Annotated in this window: 18 protein-coding genes; 9 read left to right on the top strand and 9 right to left on the bottom strand. The window is 69.1% G+C overall.

Going from position 1 to position 17,390, the window contains the following annotated elements; translation table 11 throughout:
* Positions 1-4: 4 nt before the first annotated feature.
* Positions 5-1,735, bottom strand: a complete 1,731-nt coding sequence (locus tag D105_RS0109800; RefSeq protein WP_018878289.1) for a diguanylate cyclase domain-containing protein — start codon at positions 1,733-1,735, stop codon at positions 5-7.
* Positions 1,736-1,893: 158 nt separating this feature from the next.
* On the opposite strand from D105_RS0109800, the gene D105_RS14245 reads away from it, so the two are divergent.
* Complete coding sequence (locus tag D105_RS14245; RefSeq protein ID WP_038032887.1) at positions 1,894-2,421, top strand: DUF3293 domain-containing protein; 528 nt, start codon at positions 1,894-1,896, stop codon at positions 2,419-2,421.
* Here the strand turns inward: D105_RS14245 and D105_RS0109790 are convergent.
* Complete coding sequence (locus tag D105_RS0109790; protein ID WP_018875849.1) at positions 2,418-2,885, bottom strand: CopD family protein; 468 nt, start codon at positions 2,883-2,885, stop codon at positions 2,418-2,420. The two genes, D105_RS14245 and D105_RS0109790, sit on opposite strands and share 4 nt — an antisense overlap.
* Positions 2,886-3,035: 150 nt before the next feature.
* On the opposite strand from D105_RS0109790, the gene D105_RS0109785 reads away from it, so the two are divergent.
* The gene (locus tag D105_RS0109785; protein ID WP_018878288.1) at positions 3,036-3,425 is read left to right on the top strand and encodes a RidA family protein; all 390 of its coding nucleotides are present in this window, start codon (positions 3,036-3,038) and stop codon (positions 3,423-3,425) included.
* A complete protein-coding gene (gene recG, locus D105_RS0109780; RefSeq protein WP_255349542.1) occupies positions 3,397-5,511 on the top strand; it encodes an ATP-dependent DNA helicase RecG in 2,115 nt (704 codons plus the stop codon). Before D105_RS0109785 ends, recG begins: the two co-directional genes overlap by 29 nt.
* A gap of 248 nt (positions 5,512-5,759) precedes the next feature.
* Here the strand turns inward: recG and D105_RS0109775 are convergent, their stop codons facing one another.
* From D105_RS0109775 to D105_RS0109765, 3 genes are all read right to left on the bottom strand, one after another.
* Positions 5,760-6,302, bottom strand: coding sequence for a DJ-1 family glyoxalase III (locus D105_RS0109775; protein ID WP_018878286.1), 543 nt, complete (start codon positions 6,300-6,302; stop codon positions 5,760-5,762).
* Between the two features lie 31 nt (positions 6,303-6,333).
* A complete protein-coding gene (locus D105_RS0109770; protein WP_018867159.1) occupies positions 6,334-7,611 on the bottom strand; it encodes a S41 family peptidase in 1,278 nt (425 codons plus the stop codon).
* Positions 7,612-7,731: 120 nt separating this feature from the next.
* On the bottom strand, positions 7,732-8,913 hold the full coding sequence (locus tag D105_RS0109765) for a murein hydrolase activator EnvC (RefSeq protein ID WP_018878285.1): 1,182 nt from the start codon (positions 8,911-8,913) through the stop codon (positions 7,732-7,734).
* Between the two features lie 73 nt (positions 8,914-8,986).
* Here D105_RS0109765 and D105_RS0109760 point away from each other — a divergent pair, with 73 nt between their 5' ends.
* The 6 genes from D105_RS0109760 (at position 8,987) to D105_RS0109735 (ending at position 12,437) form a co-directional block, all read left to right on the top strand.
* The gene (locus D105_RS0109760; protein WP_018867157.1) at positions 8,987-9,322 is read left to right on the top strand and encodes a helix-turn-helix transcriptional regulator; all 336 of its coding nucleotides are present in this window, start codon (positions 8,987-8,989) and stop codon (positions 9,320-9,322) included.
* 28 nt (positions 9,323-9,350) lie between these two features.
* Positions 9,351-9,779 (top strand): rhodanese-like domain-containing protein, encoded by a 429-nt coding sequence (locus D105_RS0109755; protein WP_018867156.1) that lies wholly within the window; start codon positions 9,351-9,353, stop codon positions 9,777-9,779.
* Positions 9,779-10,069, top strand: coding sequence for a glutaredoxin 3 (gene grxC / locus D105_RS0109750; RefSeq protein ID WP_018878284.1), 291 nt, complete (start codon positions 9,779-9,781; stop codon positions 10,067-10,069). Before D105_RS0109755 ends, grxC begins: the two co-directional genes overlap by 1 nt.
* 106 nt (positions 10,070-10,175) lie before the next feature.
* The gene (gene secB, locus D105_RS0109745) at positions 10,176-10,700 is read left to right on the top strand and encodes a protein-export chaperone SecB (RefSeq protein WP_018867154.1); all 525 of its coding nucleotides are present in this window, start codon (positions 10,176-10,178) and stop codon (positions 10,698-10,700) included.
* 66 nt (positions 10,701-10,766) lie between these two features.
* The gene (locus tag D105_RS0109740; RefSeq protein WP_018878283.1) at positions 10,767-11,759 is read left to right on the top strand and encodes an NAD(P)H-dependent glycerol-3-phosphate dehydrogenase; all 993 of its coding nucleotides are present in this window, start codon (positions 10,767-10,769) and stop codon (positions 11,757-11,759) included.
* Between the two features lie 99 nt (positions 11,760-11,858).
* Complete coding sequence (locus D105_RS0109735; protein ID WP_018878282.1) at positions 11,859-12,437, top strand: hypothetical protein; 579 nt, start codon at positions 11,859-11,861, stop codon at positions 12,435-12,437.
* Between the two features lie 23 nt (positions 12,438-12,460).
* Here the strand turns inward: D105_RS0109735 and D105_RS0109730 are convergent, their stop codons facing one another.
* From D105_RS0109730 to D105_RS0109715, 4 genes are all read right to left on the bottom strand, one after another.
* Positions 12,461-12,745 (bottom strand): hypothetical protein, encoded by a 285-nt coding sequence (locus tag D105_RS0109730; protein WP_018867151.1) that lies wholly within the window; start codon positions 12,743-12,745, stop codon positions 12,461-12,463.
* 356 nt (positions 12,746-13,101) lie between these two features.
* Positions 13,102-14,760: a BCCT family transporter gene (locus D105_RS0109725; RefSeq protein WP_018878281.1), complete on the bottom strand. Its 1,659-nt coding sequence runs from the start codon at positions 14,758-14,760 to the stop codon at positions 13,102-13,104.
* Positions 14,761-14,817: 57 nt separating this feature from the next.
* Entirely contained in the window at positions 14,818-15,969 is a 1,152-nt protein-coding gene (locus tag D105_RS0109720) for a putative zinc-binding metallopeptidase (protein WP_018878280.1), read from the bottom strand.
* A 105-nt stretch (positions 15,970-16,074) separates the two neighbouring features.
* Entirely contained in the window at positions 16,075-17,385 is a 1,311-nt protein-coding gene (locus tag D105_RS0109715) for a triacylglycerol lipase (RefSeq protein WP_018867148.1), read from the bottom strand.
* Between the last annotated feature and the right edge of the window lie 5 nt (positions 17,386-17,390).

Genomic DNA, 17,390 nt, shown 5'->3' with positions numbered 1-17,390 from the left:
CGGTTCAGTCGCGAGCGGACGGGTCCTCCAGCCCGCACCCCAGGGCGCCCCGCCGGCGCAGCGCCAGATCGGTTGCGCGCAACGCCGCCTCGGGACACTCGTGGTACAGCACGATACGGCTGCCACCCTCTTCCTTGGCCAGATACATGGCGCGGTCGGCACGCTGCAGCAGGGTCTCCGCGTCGTCGCCGTCCCCGGGATAGAGCGCCGCCCCCATGCTGAGGCCCACGTACACCGCTTCGCGGTTCACCTCCACCGGTTCCTCGAAGCGCTCGATCAGCTTGAGGCCGACACCGGTGACGGCATCGGGATCACGGACATTCTCCAGCAGCAGCACGAACTCGTCGCCACCCACGCGGGCGACCACATCGCTCTCCCGCACCCCCTCGCGCAGGCGCCGCGCCACGGTCACCAGCATCACGTCCCCGGCATCATGCCCCAGGCGGTCATTGATCGGCTTGAAGCCGTCGAGATCGCAGACCACCAGGGCCAGCCCGGTGCCCGTCCGCTGGGCCCGGCGCAGGGCCTGCTGCAGATGCTCCTGCAACAGGCTGCGGTTGGGCAGGCCGGTCAGGGAGTCGTGGTGGGCCTGATGCCACAGGCGCTCCTCCGAGGCCTTGTCGCGGGTGATGTCGCGCACCATGCCCAGCACCTGCACGGCCCGCCCCTCGGCATCACGGTCGATCTCGCCCTCCACCCGGACATGGCGGACCCCGCCGTCCCGGCGCACGACCCGGTGATCCACCCGGTAGAAATTCTCGCGGTCCAGGGCCTCGTTGGTCGCGCGCCGCACGCGGGTGCGATCATCCGGGTGGATGGCGCGCATGTACGCCTCGAAACCCGCACTCTCGGTGCGCGGATCGAGACCGAACAGTTCGAAGACATGCGACGACCAGTTCATGCGCTGACCCCGGATATCCCAGTCCCAGTAGCCGGCCCCGGCGATCCGCTGCGCCTCTTCCAGGCGCTCGGTGGTCTCCTGCAACGCCGCGGTGCGCCGGGCCACGGCGGCCTCCAGCCCGGCCTGCGTCTCGCGCAGACGAGCCTCGACCTGCTGGCGGCTCTCCAGCTCCTGGCGCAACGCGGCATGATCGCGCCAGATCCGCCGGCGCACGCGCACCCACATCAGCAGCATGATCAGGACCGTGATGCCGGTGGCGATCAGCGTGATCTGCTGCGCCTGCTCGTGACGCCGGGCCATGGCGGCCACCGCCTCCTCGTTGTCATGCTCGAAGGCCTGCAGGATGGCTTCCATCTGCTCCAGGACTTCCTCCTGCACCGGCATCGCCTCGGCATACAGGAGGGCCAGCGCCTCGTTGCGCCCACCCGCGAGGGCGATGTCCACGAGTTCGGACAGGATCGGAGCCCCGGTCGCGGTCAGCTCGCGCAGCTCCGCCAGCAACGCGGCATCGCGCGGGGTCCGGGCCAGCAGCTCGGCGCCCGCTCGGGCCTCCAGAAAACGTTCGGCCAGTTCGCGAAACTCCCGCTGGTAGCGGTCCTGCAGGGCCGGATCCTCGGCGCTGATGACCAGCGAGGCGCGCAGCATGCGCTCGCGTACCAGGCTGCGCATGCGGTGCACGCGATCCACCTTCTGCACGTATTCCTCGGTCAGGGCCTGGACGTCGTACTGCAGTTGCTGCACGCGCAGCCAGCTGGCCATGGCGACTACCGCGACCAGCAACAGCACCACGACAAAGGCACTGGTCAGACCGGGGACGACAGGACGCGAGGGCATGGCTGCTCAAGCCACCAAGGATACGGGCCACGCCCCATACGCACGCAGGCCGGTTGCCGGCGAAACCCCGCAAACCGCTGTCGCATCCTTGACGCGCATCCCGTTCCCCCTGTTTGATCGATCGCATCTGCACGATCCAGCCGCGAGGGTGCCGCGAGATGTCCACCAATACAAGCGCTGACGCTGCCGACCCCGCCCCGGGGCGCGCGGAATGCGCCCCAACCAGATCGCGACGGGCTGAACTGGAACAGGCCTACCGCAAGGCGCGGTACTGCGTGGAGACCGCGGACGGTTCATGGGTGCTGCGCATCGACCGGGCGGCCGATGAGGTGGCGGCCTGGATGGCGGGGCATGGCACCCACCGCCTCGTCGTGCTGACCGCCTGCAACCCGGGCAGCCAGCCGCTCACCGAGGAAGAAAACCAGCAACGCCAGCAGCGGTTGGAGCGGGCCGTGACGGAACAGGGCCTGCGCGCCTGGCCGGCCTGCAACCGCGATCCCCTGGGCCACTGGCCGGACGAGCCGGGCCTGGCGATCGCGGACCTGCCCGAACACCTGCTCGCGCGCTGGCTGGAGACATTCGGCCAGAACGCCGCCGTGCTGCTGGAGCCGCCCGAACCGCCACGACTGGTCTGGAGGGCCGGACGGACCGGGCGTCCTGTGCCCCCGCCAGGGGATGCAGATTAGAGCGGCAGGCGCCCGCCCGAGGCGACCACGATCGTCGCCAGGCCGATCAGGGTATTGATCCCGACCAGGATGCGGATCTGCCCCAGGCGGCGCAGGCCTTCCTGGGCGTCATCCGCGGCAATGGCCTGGCGCATGCGGCGAAACGGCGCGAAGAACACATGGGCGAAGATCGCCATCATGATCAGACCCAGCAGCAGCATGGTATGCACGCTGGGGTGGACGTCGCCCATGCCGCCGAACACGCCGAAGATCATGTAGAAGCCGGTCGCCAGGATCACCAGCACCGAGGCCCAGACCCACGGGAAGAAACGGGCGAACACGCCCTCCCAGAGCTTCAGCCGGGGCATGCCCTCGAGCTGCTGCCCCGCCACCGGGCGCAGGAACATGTAGGCGAAGAACATGCCGCCCACCCAGATCACCACCGCCAGTACATGCAGCACATTCGCCAGTGCGTATCCCGTCATTGCCTGCTTCCTCTGTGTCGTTGTCCGTGTGCCGCGCAGTGTATCCGTCCGCGCCCCGGTCTGCCGAGTCCGCGGACACCCCACACGAGCGTCCGGATCAGTAGAATGGCGCCATCCGCGACAATCTATCCGGCCGAACAAGGAGCCCGCATGTCCCGCGAGATCATCCAGACCGATAACGCCCCGGCCGCCATTGGCCCCTATTCCCAGGCCGTGCGCGCCGGCGACACCCTGTACCTTTCGGGCCAGATCCCGCTGGATCCGGCCACCATGGAACTGGTGAGCGGCGGCATCGAGGACCAGATCCGCCAGGTATTCGCCAATCTCCAGGCCGTCCTGGAGGCCGCGGGCGCGAGCACCGCGGACATCGCCAAGCTGAACATCTTCCTGACCGACCTGACCCACTTCCCGCTGGTCAACGAAATCATGGGCGAGGTCTTCGGCGAGCCCTACCCGGCACGCGCCGCGATCGGCGTGGCCGCCCTGCCCAAGGGCGCCCAGGTGGAGATGGATGCCATCGCCTGGTGCCCGCGCGGCTGAGCACCCGACGCGAGCCCCTGCGGTGGACCTGCAGGCCCCGCTGACCACCCTGAAGGGTGTCGGCCCGGCGGTGGCCGAGCGCCTGGAACGCCTGGGCCTGGTACAGGCCGGGGACCTGCTGTTCCACCTGCCCCTGCGCTTCGAGGACCGCACCCGGCTGACCCCGATTGCCGCGCTGCGCCCGGGCCTGGCCGCGCTGTTCGAGGGCCGCGTCACCCATGCCGAGGTGGTGCACCGCCGCCGGCGCATGCTGGTGGTCACCCTGGCCGACGACCAGGCACAGATCCTGCTGCGCTTCTTCCACTTCGGCGCCAACCAGCAACGGCGCCTGGGACCCGGCACGCGCATCCGCGCCTTCGGCGAGCCGCGCGGCCTGCCCGGGGCGCTGGAATGCGTGCACCCGGAGCTCCAGACCGTGGGGGATACCCCGCCCGCGCTGGAATCGCACCTGACCCCGATCTACCCGACCACCGAGGGCATCTCGCAGAAGCTGCTCCGCCAGCTGGTCGCACACGCCCTGCCGGGCATGCAGGCCCTGCCCGATCTGCTGCCCGAACTCTCCCGCCAGGGCCTGCCCGGGCTGCACGCCGCGCTGGAACAGCTGCACCATCCCCCGGCGCGAGCCGATGCCCTGGGCGAACTGGATACCGCGGAGAACCGCAGCCCGGCGCGCACCCGCCTGGCGCTGGAGGAGCTGTGCGCCCACCAGCTCGCACGCATGCAGCAAAGCCGGACCCCACAGGACGCGCGCGGCGCCCCGGTCATCCAGCCGCCCGGGGCGCTGTGGCAGCAACTGCGCGAACAGCTTCCGTTCGCGCCGACCGGCGCGCAGGAACGCGTGACCGGCGAGATCTTCGCCGACCTGGCGCGACCTCAACCGATGAACCGGCTGGTGCAGGGGGATGTGGGCTCGGGCAAGACCCTGGTGGCAGTCGCGGCCGCACTGGCCGCGGTGGAGGCCGGCTTCCAGGTCGCCTTCATGGCCCCCACGGAGCTGCTGGCGCGCCAGCACGGGCGCAACCTCGCCCAGTGGCTGGAACCGCTGGGGATTGCGATCGCCTGGCTGGGCGGACGCCAGACCGCGAGCGAACGCGGCCAGCTGCTCGCCGAGCTGGCCGCGGGCCAGCGGCAGGTCGCCATCGGGACCCACGCCCTGTTCCAGGAGGAGGTCCGCTTTCACCACCTGGGGCTTGCGATCATCGACGAGCAGCACCGCTTCGGCGTGCACCAGCGCATGGCCCTGCGCGACAAGGGCAACGGGTACATGCCGCACCAGCTGATCATGACCGCCACGCCCATCCCGCGCACCCTGGCCATGGCCCTGTATGCGGAACTCGCCAGTTCGGTGATCGACGAGCGCCCGCCCGGGCGCACGCCGGTACGCACCGCGCTGATCAGCCACGAGCGCCGCGACGAGGTCATCGAGCGCATCCGCGCCGCCTGCGGCTCCGGCACCCAGGCCTACTGGGTCTGCCCGCTGGTGGAGGAGTCGGAACAACTGGAGGCGGAATCCGCCGAGGCCACCGCCGAACGCCTGCGCGAGGCGCTGCCGGAACTGACCATCGGCCTGGCCCACGGACGCATGAAGGGCCCCGAGCGCGACGCGGTGATGGAGCGCTTTCGCGCGGGGGCGATCGACCTGCTGGTCGCCACCACGGTCATCGAGGTCGGCGTGGACGTACCCAACGCGAGCCTGATGATCATCGAGAACGCCGAGCGCATGGGGCTCTCGCAGCTGCACCAGCTGCGCGGCCGGGTCGGGCGCGGCAATACCGCCTCCGCCTGCGTACTGCTCTACCGCCCGCCACTGGGCGAGACCGCGCGCGAGCGCCTGGAGGCGATGCGCCGCACCGACGACGGCTTCGAGATCGCCGAGGTGGACCTGAAACTGCGGGGGCCGGGAGAACTGCTGGGCACGCGCCAGACCGGCGATCGCAGCTTCCGCGTCGCCGACTGGGGTCGCGACCAGGACCTGCTGGACGAGGCCACCACACTGGCCGCACGAATCGAGAACGACCCAGCCCGCGCCGGCGCCCTGATCGAACGCTGGCTGGGCAGCGCCACCCGCTACGCCACCGTGGGGTAGGAATTCACCACGAAGCGCACGAAGGCACGAAGGAGGTCAACTTCAAGAGCGGTTTGAACCACGGAGGGCACGGAGGACACAGAGAAACATCAGGATTGCGGAGCACCGTCAATGATCGGTGCATCGACTGGGATGCAGATCCCGGCATCCTTGAATGATCTTCTTTTCTCCGTGTCCTCCGTGCCCTCTGTGGTGAAATGCCCTTGACCTTCTTCGTGCCTTCGTGCGCTTCGTGGTCGAAACATCCCTCAGGGCCTCAGGAGCGGGCCCTCGACGGCGTTGCGGGCATCGCGGCCGGCGAGCTGCTCGATCAGGGTCAGGGCGAAGTCCATCGCGGCGCCCGGGCCGCGGCCCGTGATCAGGCGGCCGTCCACCTCCACCGGGGCGCCGGTGGACGGGATTCCGACGTCGTCCAGCGCGCCGGTGAAAGCCGTCACGCGCCGGCCTTCCAGCAGGCCGGCCTCGGCCAGCGCCTTGGGTCCGGCGCAAACCGCCGCCAGGTAGCCATCGCGCTCGGCCTGCGCCCGCAGGAGTCCCTGCACCCGGGCATCGTCGCGAAGGTGATTGGCCCCCGGCAGACCACCGGGCAGGACGATCAGGTCGAAGGCCGCATCCAGCACCTGGTCCAGGGTGGTATCCGGCTGGATGACCGTCCCCCGCGAGCAGGTCACCGGCCCGGGCTCCAGCCCGGCCACGGTCACCTCGAATTGCGCGCGGCGCAGCAGGTCGATGATGGTGACTGCCTCCAGTTCCTCGGCCCCGGCAGCCAGGGGCACCAGTACGTTCGGCATCGGTTCTCCGTCGATCGCGACCCCGCCGCGCTCAGCGGCGGTTGTAGAAGTTCAGGCCCTTCAGCAGGTTCAGCGCCTCGCTCAGGCCGTAGTCGCGCTCGGCCAGGGCCTCGCCATTGTCCTCGTCATCCGCGTCCACCGACTCCGGCAGACCGTCCCGGCCCATGCGGGCGCCGCCGTTCTCGCTGTCACTGCGCTGCACCACCAGTTGCTGCAGGCGGATGTCCGGCTCGATGCCGTCCTCGTTGATCGCGCGACCCTCGGGCGTGAAGTAGCGCGCGGTGGTCAGCTTGATCCCGGTGTTCTGGGTCAGCGGCAGGATGGTCTGTACCGAGCCCTTGCCGAAGGTGTTCTGGCCCATGACGACGGCCCGCTTGTGGTCCTGAAGCGCGCCCGCCACGATCTCCGAAGCCGAGGCCGAACCGCGATTGACAAGCACCACCATCGGCGCGCCCTTGAGCACGTCGCCCGGCGAGGCCTGGTAACGGAACTGCGAGTCCTCCAGACGGCCCTCGGTGTAGACGATGAGGCCGTCCTCGAGGAACGCGTCCGAGACTCCCACGGCCCCGTTCAGGATGCCGCCCGGGTTGTTGCGCAGGTCCAGCACCAGCCCCTTCAGCTCGCCCTGCTCCTGCAGGTCCTCGACCGCCCGCACGAGATCGCGCGCGGTGCGCTGCTGGAAGTTGCTGATGCGCACATAGCCAAATCCGTCCTCCAGGATCTCGGAGCGCACGCTCTGCACCTGGATCACATCCCGGGTGATGGTGATCTCCATCGGCCGGTCCTCGCCATCGCGCAGCACGGTCAGGGTGATATCTGACCCTTTCTCGCCGCGCATCTTGGCGACCGCGTCGGACAGCGACATGCCCTTCACCGACTCGCCGTCCAGGCGGATAATCAGATCACCGGCCTCGATCCCGGCACGGCTGGCCGGGGTGTCGTCGATCGGCGCGATGACCTTGACGAACCCGTCTTCCATGCCCACCTCGATCCCCAGGCCACCGAACTCACCGGAGGTGCCGACCTGCATGTCCTCGAAGTCCTGTTCGTCCAGGTAGGCCGAGTGCTGGTCCAGACCGGACAGCATCCCCTGGATCGCGTTGTCCAGCAGGTCCTTGTCGTCGACCTCGGTGACGTAATTGCGCTTGATGCGCATGTACACGTCGGTGAAGCGCTGCAGATCCTCCACCGGCAGGGCGGATTGCGCGCCATTGTCGCGGTCGGCGTAGACGGCCACCGAGACACTCAGCATGACCCCGACGACCAGTCCGACGATCAGGGCGTATCCGGTGCGACAAGACTTGCTCATTACCTTTCCTCGTTACGTGAGGTGATCAGTGTGAGGATGGTAGCACCGGCAATGTGATGGGCGCCTGAATGCAGGCGCTCCATCCGCCTTTTGCCGGACCCCGGTCTCACTTCTCTCTGTCTACTGAGAGGGCCACCAGCCCTCGGGGTTCAATGGTCCGCCGTTATGCCGGATCTCGAAGTAGAGTCCGGGCGCGATCGCCTCGCTGCCCGCGCCGGCCACGGCCAGCTGCTCGCCGGCGCCCACCGTTGCGCCTTCTGCCACCAGGATCTCCTCCACATTGGAGTACAGCGTCAGGTAGCGCTCGCCGTGATCCACGATCACCAGGAAGCCGTAGCCCTGCATCCAGTCGGCGTAGACCACCTGCCCGTAGTGCACCGCGCGCACCGCCGCGCCATTCTCGACCTCCAGCACCGTGCCGCGCCAGCGCGAGCGCAGGCGACTGCCACGGGAGTCATTGAAGCTGCGGATCACCCGGCCGTCGGCCGGCCGCGGGAGTTCGCCCTGCAGCTCGGCGAAGGCCACGTCGGGTTGCGCGGGGGCGGAGTCCCCGGGGGCCTCGGCGCGCGCTGCGCTGCGCGCCTCGACCTCCTCGATCACTGCCTCCAGCGTCTCCGCGTTGCGCTGCAGGCGTTCCAGCTCCAGCGCCTCGTCCTCGATGGCCGCCTCCAGTTCCGCCATGGCCTGGCGCTGGCGCGCCTCTTCGCGTTCCAGGTCCGCGACCGCGGCGCGCGCCTGTTCCTCCTGTTCCGCCAGGACCGCGCGTTCCCGCGCCAGGGCCTCGCGCTCCGCCTCCAGCCCCTCGATCCGGTCGCGCAACGACTCCAGCGCCTGCTCCCGGGCCTCGCGGATACGCACGGCGAACGCCACCTGATGGCGATCGTCCCCGCCCTGACCGTTCAGGCGCCCGACGTGGCGTTCGCGCTGCCACTGGTCGCGCACCAGCCGGGCCGCCGCGCGGCGTTCCGTCTCCAGGCGCTCCCGGGCCTCGTCCACCCGCGACTCCTGGTCGGCGACGACCGCCTCCTGGCGCGAACGCGCCTGCGCCAGCTCGCGCAACTCGCGGCGCGAGTCCTCGGTCCCGCGCGCGGCATCCGCCAGCAGGGCCTCCAGTTCCTGCAACGCCGCGTAGCGCTCCTCCTGGGTGCGTTCCAGGTCCTGGATCGCCTCGCGGGTCTCGCGCAGTTCGGCCTCGGGTTCCAGCGCCAGGGCCCCCGGGGCCAGCAGCAGACCGGCCAGTACCGCGCACCAGAACGGGGCACGGAGGCCATATGGATGACTCAGGATTGCGCAGATTCGCATATCGGGGTACGTTTAGGTTCTTATATTCTGACCCGGTTGCGAGGATTTCCCTCGCTCGCAAGAGAGGTATGCCGTGAGCCACGAAACGGTTGAAGACGATCTGTCCGTCGAAGACGGCCTGATGTCCCAGGACGAGGATATCGAACGGGCCTCGCGCTCGCTCAAGGCCATGTCCCACCCGCTGCGCCTGAAGATCCTCTGCATTCTCGGCGATCGCGAAATCAGCGTACAGGAAATCGTCGACCAGGTCGGGACCTCGCAGAGCAACATTTCGCAGCACCTGGGCATCCTGCGCGACAAGGGCATCCTCGCCACGCGCAAGGATGCCAACCGGGTCTACTACCGCGTGGGGGACTCCCGGACCCTGCGCCTGATCGGTATGATGCAGGACGTTTTCTGCAGTTCCTGACAATCACCCCTCCGATCCGGTCTCCCGAATGCTTGAACGCCTGCCCGAATTTCTCGCCAATCACCCGATCCTGACCGGCGCCCTGCTGGCGGTGATCGGGATGATCCTGTTCGTCGAACTCCGACGCCTGAACCGCAAGTACCGCTCCCTGTCGCCGGCCGAGGCGGTGCGCGTGATCAACCAGGACGATGCCCTGGTGCTGGACGTACGCGAGGACAGCGAAGTCGCGGCCGGCCGCATCGGCGGCGCCAAGCACATCCCGCTGGGCAGCCTGAAAAAGCGCATGGGCGACATCGAGAAGTACAAGGACAAGCCCGTGGTGGTCTACTGCCGCAGCGGCAACCGTTCCGCCAGCGCCGCGCAGCAGCTAACAGCGGCCGGGTTCGAGGACGTGGTCAACCTGCAGGGCGGCATCCAGGCCTGGCAATCGGCCAACATGCCCATCAAGAAGAAGTAATGCAGTTCGAGGTCTACTCCAGCGGGCGCTGCCCGTTCTGCCTGCTGGCCCGGCGCCTGCTCAACCAGCGTGGCTATCCGTTCGCGGAATACGCCGTCGACCGCGAACCGGGCCTGCGTGCCGAGATGGAGCAACGCGCCGACGGCCGCACCTCGGTCCCGCAGATCTTCCTCGGCGAGACCCACATCGGCGGCTTCGACGAACTGCAGGCGATGGACAGCAGTGGCGAGCTGGCGCGCCTGGCCGCCGCGGCAGGGGTCGCGCCGACAGCCGCCGGCAGTCCCGGATAACCGGCAGCGCCCGCACCACCGGGCAGCGCTTCCGGCCACCGCACCCGCAAGGCGCGCGCACCCCCTTATAATGCCCCGATTCAAGACGACTGCGAGATAGAACACCATGGCTGAAGAGAACTCCCCCAACAGCGGCAACGGCGCGGCCCAGGGCGAACAGAACGACCGCCCCGATTTCTCCATTCAGAAGGTCTTCATCAAGGACCTCTCGTTCGAGGCGCCGGACTCCCCCGAGGTGTTCATGCGCGAGTGGAAGGGCGAGACCAACATCCAGCTGAACACCAACGCGCGCCCGATCGACGAGGCCGCCGGGGCCTTCGAAGTGGAACTGGGCCTGACCGTGACCACCGAGTCCGACGGCAAGACCGCCTACCTGGTGGAGATCAAGCAGGCGGGCGTCTTCATCGTGCGCAACTTCCCCGAGGACCAGCGCAATCACCTGCTGGGCGCCTACTGCCCCAACGTGCTGTTCCCGTTCGCCCGCGAAACCGTCGCCGACCTGGTCCTGAAGGGCGGCTTCCCGCAGCTGCTGCTGCAGCCGGTGAATTTCGAGTCGCTGTACGCCCAGCACCTCCAGGAGCAGAAGCAGCAGGCCGGCGGCGAGCAGACCGCGCCCAGCCAGCAGGCCTGACGCCAAGCCCCCGAAGGACCTGGCGTACCGACGCGAGCGCGTACATGAAGCATGGGGTTTCCTAGGATGCGCATCGCGGTCCTCGGCGGCGGCTGCTGGGGCACGGCGCTGGCCCTGCATGCGGCGCGGCTGCATGCCGACGTGGCCCTGTGGGTACGCGGCGATGACACCGCCGCGCGCCTGCAGGCCGAGCGCGAGAATGCCCGCTACCTCCCCGGCCACCGCTTCCCGGACAACCTCCGCGTCAGCGCCGACCCCGCGATCGTCGACGGCCGCGATCTGGTCCTGATCGCCGTCCCCTCCGGCGCCTTCCGCGCGACCCTGCGCTGGCTGGCCCCGCGGCTGGCGCGCGGACAGGTGGTGGCCTGGGCCACCAAGGGCCTGGAGACCGCCACCGGCGCCTGGCTGCACGAGATCGCCGAACAGGAACTGGGTCCGGAGCACCCGCCCGCCCTGATCTCGGGCCCCTCCTTCGCCGCCGAGGTCGCGCAGGAGCAACCGACCGCGCTGTCCGTGGCCTCCACCGACGAAGGCCATATGGATCGCCTGGTGGAGGCGCTGCACGGGCGTTCCCTGCGCCTGTACCGCAATACCGACGTCATCGGCGTGGAGCTCGGCGGGGCCCTGAAGAACGTGCTGGCGGTGGCCACGGGCATCGCCGATGGCGCCGGGTTCGGCGCCAATGCCCGCGCCGCCCTGATGACCCGGGGACTGGCCGAGATCCAGCGCTTCGGCGCCGCGGTGGGCGCCCGCCCTGCCACCCTCACCGGCCTCTCCGGGCTGGGTGACATGATCCTCACCTGTACCGACAACCAGTCGCGCAACCGCCGCCTGGGGCGGATGCTGGGCGAGGGGGTGGACCTCGAGACCGCCCGCGCGCGGGTCGGCCAGTCGGTGGAGGGCGTGGAGACGGCCCGGGTCGCCGTGGTGCGGGCCGAGGCACTGGAAGTGGAGATGCCGATCTGCGCCGAGGTACACGCCGTGCTCTACCAGGGCCGCCCGGTGCGCGACACCGTGCGCCGCCTGCTGGAACGCGACCCCACGCGCGAAGAGGGCTGACGCAGCGCCGGTAAAACCCTCGCGCGGCACCCGCACAATCGCCCCGCGCCCCGGGTTGCGGCTACCGTGGCGCTACACGTGAACGCAACGGAGGCAGGGATGAGCAAGGCCTGGAAGGAACTGGACCTGGAGGGCGGCGGCCTGCAGTCCGTCAATGCCAAGCTCGCCAGCGAGATGCGCACCCGGCCCGCGGCCTACGCCGCGTGGGTCCTGTTCCCGCTGGGCCTGCACCGCTTCTACCTGCGCGAACCGCTGGGCGGCGCCGGCTTCCTGGCGCTCACCGCGATCACCCTGGCCCTGGCCTTTTTCGTACCCGCCCTCTGGTGGCTGCTACCCCTGGGCGCCGGTGTGCTGTGGGCGCTGGTGGACCTGTGGTGGATCGACCGCCGGGTCACCGACTACAACAAGGAACTGCGCAAGCAGGTCTTCCTGCGCAAGGGACACAAGCCGCCGCAGGACTACCGTGGCCGCTACACCAGCGACGAGGATGCCCGCCGCGAACTGCAGGAGTATCAGCGCATCAAGGACGCCGAAAAGCCGGGCCAGTCCGGCCAGGCCGGCGCCAGCGACCGTGACCGCGACGTGGGCGGCAAGCGGCGCATGCCCAGCTTCAACGAGCAGGAAGCCATGCTGCGCCAGATGCGCAAGGACCGGGGCGAAGGCGGCGACAACGGCTGACGCCGGCGCGCCGCCAGCCCGGATCAGTTGTCGCCGGGGCGCCACACGCCGCTGGCTTCCTGCGGCGGCGGCGCGGCCTGCTTGCGACTCTCCACGTCCACGAACACCGACTCGGTGAACTGCGACAGCTGCTTCAGGTATTCCTTGCGCTCGTTCACCGACTCCGGCATCTGCGCGACCATGAACCCGGTAATGGCGCTCAGGTACTGGACGGCCACGATGGGCTGTTGCGCCTTCGGATCCACCTCGGTCAGCACCTCCTGGACCTTCTGGATCAGCTCGCCGGACAACTGCAGGGTATCGCTCATGGGGCTTCTCTCGCGGTTCGGTTGACGATGGGCGCACAGGCTACGGCAAGCCCCGCCCACCCGAAAGTGGGCGCAGGATGCGCGGGCCTTTCTCCTCTACCCACCGCCCATTTTGTTCACCACGAAGCCCACGAAGGCACGAAGAAGGGCAACTTCAAGAGCGATTTGAACCACAGAGGACACGGAGAAGGTCAGGGCTGGACGGAATGGCGTCTCGATCGGCCGACGGCGATCGACGTAGTCCCTCGTCATGCGCGGCCCTCGTACCGCGTGTTTTCTCTGTGCCCTCTGTGGTGTAGAGGTCTTGCCCTTCTTCGTGCCTTCGTGGGCTTCGTGGTGAAAATTGGGGGCACAGGTCAAGAGCGCCGGGGCGCGTCGTCTTCGGCGTCGGCCTCGGGGGCGTCGTCGTCTACGTCGAAGTCCTCGTGGACGCGGTCCGGCGGGATGGTCCACGGCTCGCTGGGCGCGACCGTGTGCTCGCCCGGACGCGGCGCGTAGCGCTCGTCCTCCAGACCGCGCATCAGCCCGACCACCATCATCAGCATCACCAGCGAGAACGGCAGCGCCGCCAGGATGACCGCGTTCTGCAGGACCTCCAGCCCGCCGGCCAGCAGCAGGACCCCGGTCACCAGCCCGATCATCGCCCCCCACAGGATCAGGTGGATCGCCCGGTGCTCGGTGGATCCATGGGCCAGCAGGGTATTGATGACCACGATCCCGGCATTGGCGGAGGTCAGCAGGTAGGTCGCAATCAGGATCGTGATCAGAATCGCCCCCGTCTTCGCAATCAGCCAGGGCTCCAGGGTCTCCATGGTGGCGAAGGTCGCCATGGTCAGGTCCTCGGACACGCGCTCGGCGATATTGGCGATGCCCTCGACCTCGGCATGCAGAGCGGTGCCGCCCAGCAGCGCGAGCCAGAAGAAGGTGATCAGGGTCGGCACCAGCAGCACGCCCATCACGAACTCGCGCAGCGTGCGGCCGCGCGAGATGCGCGCGATGAACAGCCCGACGAACGGCGCCCAGGCCAGCCACCAGCCCCAGTAGAAGACCGTCCAGTCGGCATGCCACTCGTCCATATGGTGGGCGTGGGTGTACAGCGAGAGCCCCAGCAGGTTCTGCAGGTAGCTGCCGCTGGACTGCACGACCAGGGCCAGCAGGTACTGGGTCGGCCCTGCGACCAGCAGCAGTCCCAGCAACGCGACACTGAGCCAGAGGTTGGCCTGGCTGACCCGCTGCACCCCGGCCTGCATACCGGTCACCACGGACACGATCGCAATCACGGTCAGCAGCGCGGTCAGCATCAGCAGTCCGCGGTCCCCCTCCAGGGAGATCCCAACGGTGTGCGCGAGTCCGGACTCCAGTTGCTGGATCCCCAGGCCCAGCGTCGTCGCGATCCCGAAGACGGTGGCGATGATCGCCAACAGGTCGACCAGGTCCCCCGGCCAGGTGTGACTGTACTTGCCGATCAGCGGGTGCAGGGCCGAGCGCAGGGCCAGCGGCTGGCCCTTTCGGAACCCGAAGTAGGCCAGGATCAGGGCCAGCAGGGCGAACACGCCCCAGGCATTCAGACCCCAGTGGAAATAGGTCAGGACCATGGACATGTCCGCGGCCGCGGCCCGGTCGCCATTCTCGATCAGGAACGGGTTCCCGCCGTAGTGCGACAGCGGCTCGGCCACCGCCCAGAACAACAGCCCCACGCCCATGCCCGCGGCGAACAGCATCGACAGCCACGACAGGGTGGTGAACTCGGGAACCTCGTCGTCACGCCCCAGGCGCACGTTCTTGTAGCGCCCGACCCCGAGCCAGACCACGATCACCAGGAAGAAGGCCATGACGACCACGTAGTACCACTCCAGAAGCGGCGTCACGAAGGTACGCGCATCGCCCACCACCGCACCCAGCTGCTCGGTGCGATACACCCCCAGCAGGGCGATGATGACCACCAGGATCAGCGCCAGCGGCGCGACGCGCGGATTCAGCCCCTTGAATGGGCCACGGGTGGCAACGTTGTACATCGGGCGTCCTTTCGCATGAGTGGCGGGCGCGCCGGACCGCGCGCCCCCGGCGTGCGCTCAGGTACCGGTGGCACCCGCCAGCGCGGCACGACAATCCGTGCGGAAATCCTGAATGACCTGATGCACGAACGCCAGCTTGGCGATGGCGGCGGCCGTCAACACGAAGGGATAGACATGCGGATGCCCCATACTGCGGTTGAGGCTGTTGAGGGCGCTGACCAGTGGCAGCCAGTGTTCCATCAGTCCATCGAAATCGGCCGCGGCATAGGCGTCGAAGGCCGGTGCATCGCCCTGCGCACCCAGCCGTGCTGACGGGCCGGCACCGGGCACGATATCCATGTTGTAGGCGGACGCGGTATCCAGGGTATCCACGATGTGCAGGTAGTGGGCCCAGGTCTCGGCCCAATCCTCCCAGGGATGCGAACTGGCGTAGGCGGAGACGAACGAGGCCTGCCATTCGGCGGGCGGCCCGTCGGCATAATGGCGGCGCAGGGCTTCGTCATAGTCCGCGCGCTCGTCGCCGAAGCGCTCGCGGAAGGCGGCGTGCCAGGGGGTATCGCGGATCAGGCGGTCCCAGTAGTAGTGGGCGGACTCGTGGCGGAAATGGCCGAGGATCGTGCGATAGGGTTCGGCCATCGCCTCGCGCATGCGCTCGCGAACCGCCGGGTCGGCCTCGGCGATATTCAGGGTAATGAGCCCGTTCGCATGGCCGGTGACCACGCCACCGCCCTCGCGGAACTCGGGGGCCGTATCGGCCAGGAAGTCGAATGCGATCCCCTTGGGATCATCACGTCGCGGCACCACCGGCAGGCCCAGACGCAACAACCCGTAGACCAGGCGCCGCTTCTCCGTCTCCAGGCGCTCCCACAGACGTGCATTGCCGGGGACACTCAGGTCGGGGATGGTCCGGTTCAGGCGGCAGGCCCCGCAGAACGGGTCGGCGTCGCCGTGCGGCACCATCCAGTTGCAGACCGCGTCCACCGCATAGTGGCGACACTGGCGGTACAGTGCCCCGTCCGGCTCGTCCGCCACCCGCCACAATCCGCCAGGCACCGGGCGTCCGCGGGCATCCGTGGCCTCTCCGGCCGGCGCCAGGGCAGACACCTCCAGACGATCCGGGAGAAACCCCAGCCGATGGCCACAGCGTGTGCAGTAGGTGTTGTCGAAATACACCCCCTGCCCACAGCACTCGCACTCGAACAACTGCATCGCATTCCCCGTTGAACCGCCGCCCGCTCGAAGTGCGGCCGGGTGGCCCCAGACTACGCCGATCCCGCTGCCCCGTCGCGGTGCAGAAGCCGCCGGGCGCAGCCATTACCGGTCCTCCACCCGGGACAGGAGTTCCTCGACCCGCTCCAGCGCCAGCGGATGCGACAGGATGCCGGCATGCGTGGTCGCCACGCCGAAGACCGAGGCCGCCTCGCGCTGGGCCGGCGGGTGCAGCATGCTGGCCAGCGTGACCACCCCGTCCGCGGTCGCGCGCGCACCCCCTTCGCCGCGCTGGTAGCCGAACACCAGATGCAACTCGCCTGCCCCCGCGCCCGGATGCGGGAACAGGCCTTCCAGGTAGTCGCTGCCCGGGGCCATGTCGCGCCAGACCGGGATCACGACCGGCGAGCGATCCACCCCCTGCTGCGCCCGCTCGTGCCCGGCCCAGGGCGTGGACAGGGTGATCATAACCGGCACCGGTGCCGCCGCCTCGCGCCGAGCTCGCTCGTTCAGGAACCCCCGCGCCACCAGCCCGCCCATGCTGTGCGCCACCACCGGTAGCGACTCGACCCCGTGACGCACTTCCAGCTCCTCCACCACCTGTGCCAGGTGCGCAGCCGCCGACTGCAGTGGCAACCCGGAGGCGTAGTAGTAGAACCACGGCTGATAACGCTCGCGGTCCAGAACCTCCAGCAGCCCGGCAAAGTCCCGTGGCGAGCCGTTCATCCCGTGCACGAACAGCACCGGCGTCCGCGTCGGATCATGGGGCTCGAGGAAGTACACCCCCGCGTAACCGTCCATCACGAAGTCCAGGGGTCGCCACTGGCTGCCGCGGGCCACATCGGAGGCAAAACGCGGGTCGTCCAGGTGAGTTATCGTGCCGAAAGCGGTCACTCGACCCAGGCTCAGCGGAAGGTCGCGGGCGCCCTCGGCGCCCTCCAGGCCGCGCGTGGCCGGCAGGGCAACCGGGTGGGCCAGGCGATGGTCCCCGTTCACGCGGATCTCGATCCCGGTCAGCCGCCCGCCGGGGCCACAGTCCAGCGCCTCGCCGCCGGCCACATACTGCACCGGGGCACCGGCGGGATGGGCCCGATCACCCTCCTCGTCGCGGAAGGCCAGCACGCGGTAGCGACCCGGCTCCAGCCCGAAGAACCAGCTCCCGCCCTGGGCGCTGACCACATGGTCCACCGGCTCGGGCACCCCGGCGCCACCGACCGACTCGCGGAATACCGCCACGATATAGGGCCCCGTCCGACCCGCCTCGGACGCCGTCGCGTCCGGTCCCACCGTGCCGCTGATCACGCAGGCCCCGCCCATGCGCGCGAGCTGTTCGCGCGCGTCCAGCAGCGAACACCCCGCCAGCACGAACCCCAGCGCCAGGACCGCAACCACCCGTACCACCGCCATCACGAACATCCCGT

Source organism: Thioalkalivibrio sp. ALE28, assembly GCF_000377425.1.
Lineage (GTDB): Bacteria > Pseudomonadota > Gammaproteobacteria > Ectothiorhodospirales > Ectothiorhodospiraceae > Thioalkalivibrio.
Note: the sequence above shows the minus strand (reverse complement) of the source record. Positions and strands in the feature narration are given on the sequence as shown.

Excerpts from the sequence above, each read along its gene's own strand:
- D105_RS0109735 (WP_018878282.1), top strand. The coding sequence starts at position 11,859 with ATGAGCAAGGCCTGGAAGGAACTGGACCTGGAGGGCGGCGGCCTGCAG.
- D105_RS0109720 (WP_018878280.1), bottom strand. The coding sequence starts at position 15,969 with ATGCAGTTGTTCGAGTGCGAGTGCTGTGGGCAGGGGGTGTATTTCGAC.
- secB (WP_018867154.1), top strand. The coding sequence starts at position 10,176 with ATGGCTGAAGAGAACTCCCCCAACAGCGGCAACGGCGCGGCCCAGGGC.
- D105_RS0109725 (WP_018878281.1), bottom strand. The coding sequence starts at position 14,760 with ATGTACAACGTTGCCACCCGTGGCCCATTCAAGGGGCTGAATCCGCGC.
- D105_RS0109800 (WP_018878289.1), bottom strand. The coding sequence starts at position 1,735 with ATGCCCTCGCGTCCTGTCGTCCCCGGTCTGACCAGTGCCTTTGTCGTG.
- D105_RS14245 (WP_038032887.1), top strand. The coding sequence starts at position 1,894 with ATGTCCACCAATACAAGCGCTGACGCTGCCGACCCCGCCCCGGGGCGC.
- grxC (WP_018878284.1), top strand. The coding sequence starts at position 9,779 with ATGCAGTTCGAGGTCTACTCCAGCGGGCGCTGCCCGTTCTGCCTGCTG.
- recG (WP_255349542.1), top strand. The coding sequence starts at position 3,397 with ATGCCATCGCCTGGTGCCCGCGCGGCTGAGCACCCGACGCGAGCCCCT.
- D105_RS0109755 (WP_018867156.1), top strand. The coding sequence starts at position 9,351 with ATGCTTGAACGCCTGCCCGAATTTCTCGCCAATCACCCGATCCTGACC.
- D105_RS0109775 (WP_018878286.1), bottom strand. The coding sequence starts at position 6,302 with ATGCCGAACGTACTGGTGCCCCTGGCTGCCGGGGCCGAGGAACTGGAG.
- D105_RS0109770 (WP_018867159.1), bottom strand. The coding sequence starts at position 7,611 with ATGAGCAAGTCTTGTCGCACCGGATACGCCCTGATCGTCGGACTGGTC.
- D105_RS0109730 (WP_018867151.1), bottom strand. The coding sequence starts at position 12,745 with ATGAGCGATACCCTGCAGTTGTCCGGCGAGCTGATCCAGAAGGTCCAG.
- D105_RS0109785 (WP_018878288.1), top strand. The coding sequence starts at position 3,036 with ATGTCCCGCGAGATCATCCAGACCGATAACGCCCCGGCCGCCATTGGC.
- D105_RS0109765 (WP_018878285.1), bottom strand. The coding sequence starts at position 8,913 with ATGCGAATCTGCGCAATCCTGAGTCATCCATATGGCCTCCGTGCCCCG.
- D105_RS0109740 (WP_018878283.1), top strand. The coding sequence starts at position 10,767 with ATGCGCATCGCGGTCCTCGGCGGCGGCTGCTGGGGCACGGCGCTGGCC.
- D105_RS0109790 (WP_018875849.1), bottom strand. The coding sequence starts at position 2,885 with ATGACGGGATACGCACTGGCGAATGTGCTGCATGTACTGGCGGTGGTG.
- D105_RS0109715 (WP_018867148.1), bottom strand. The coding sequence starts at position 17,385 with ATGTTCGTGATGGCGGTGGTACGGGTGGTTGCGGTCCTGGCGCTGGGG.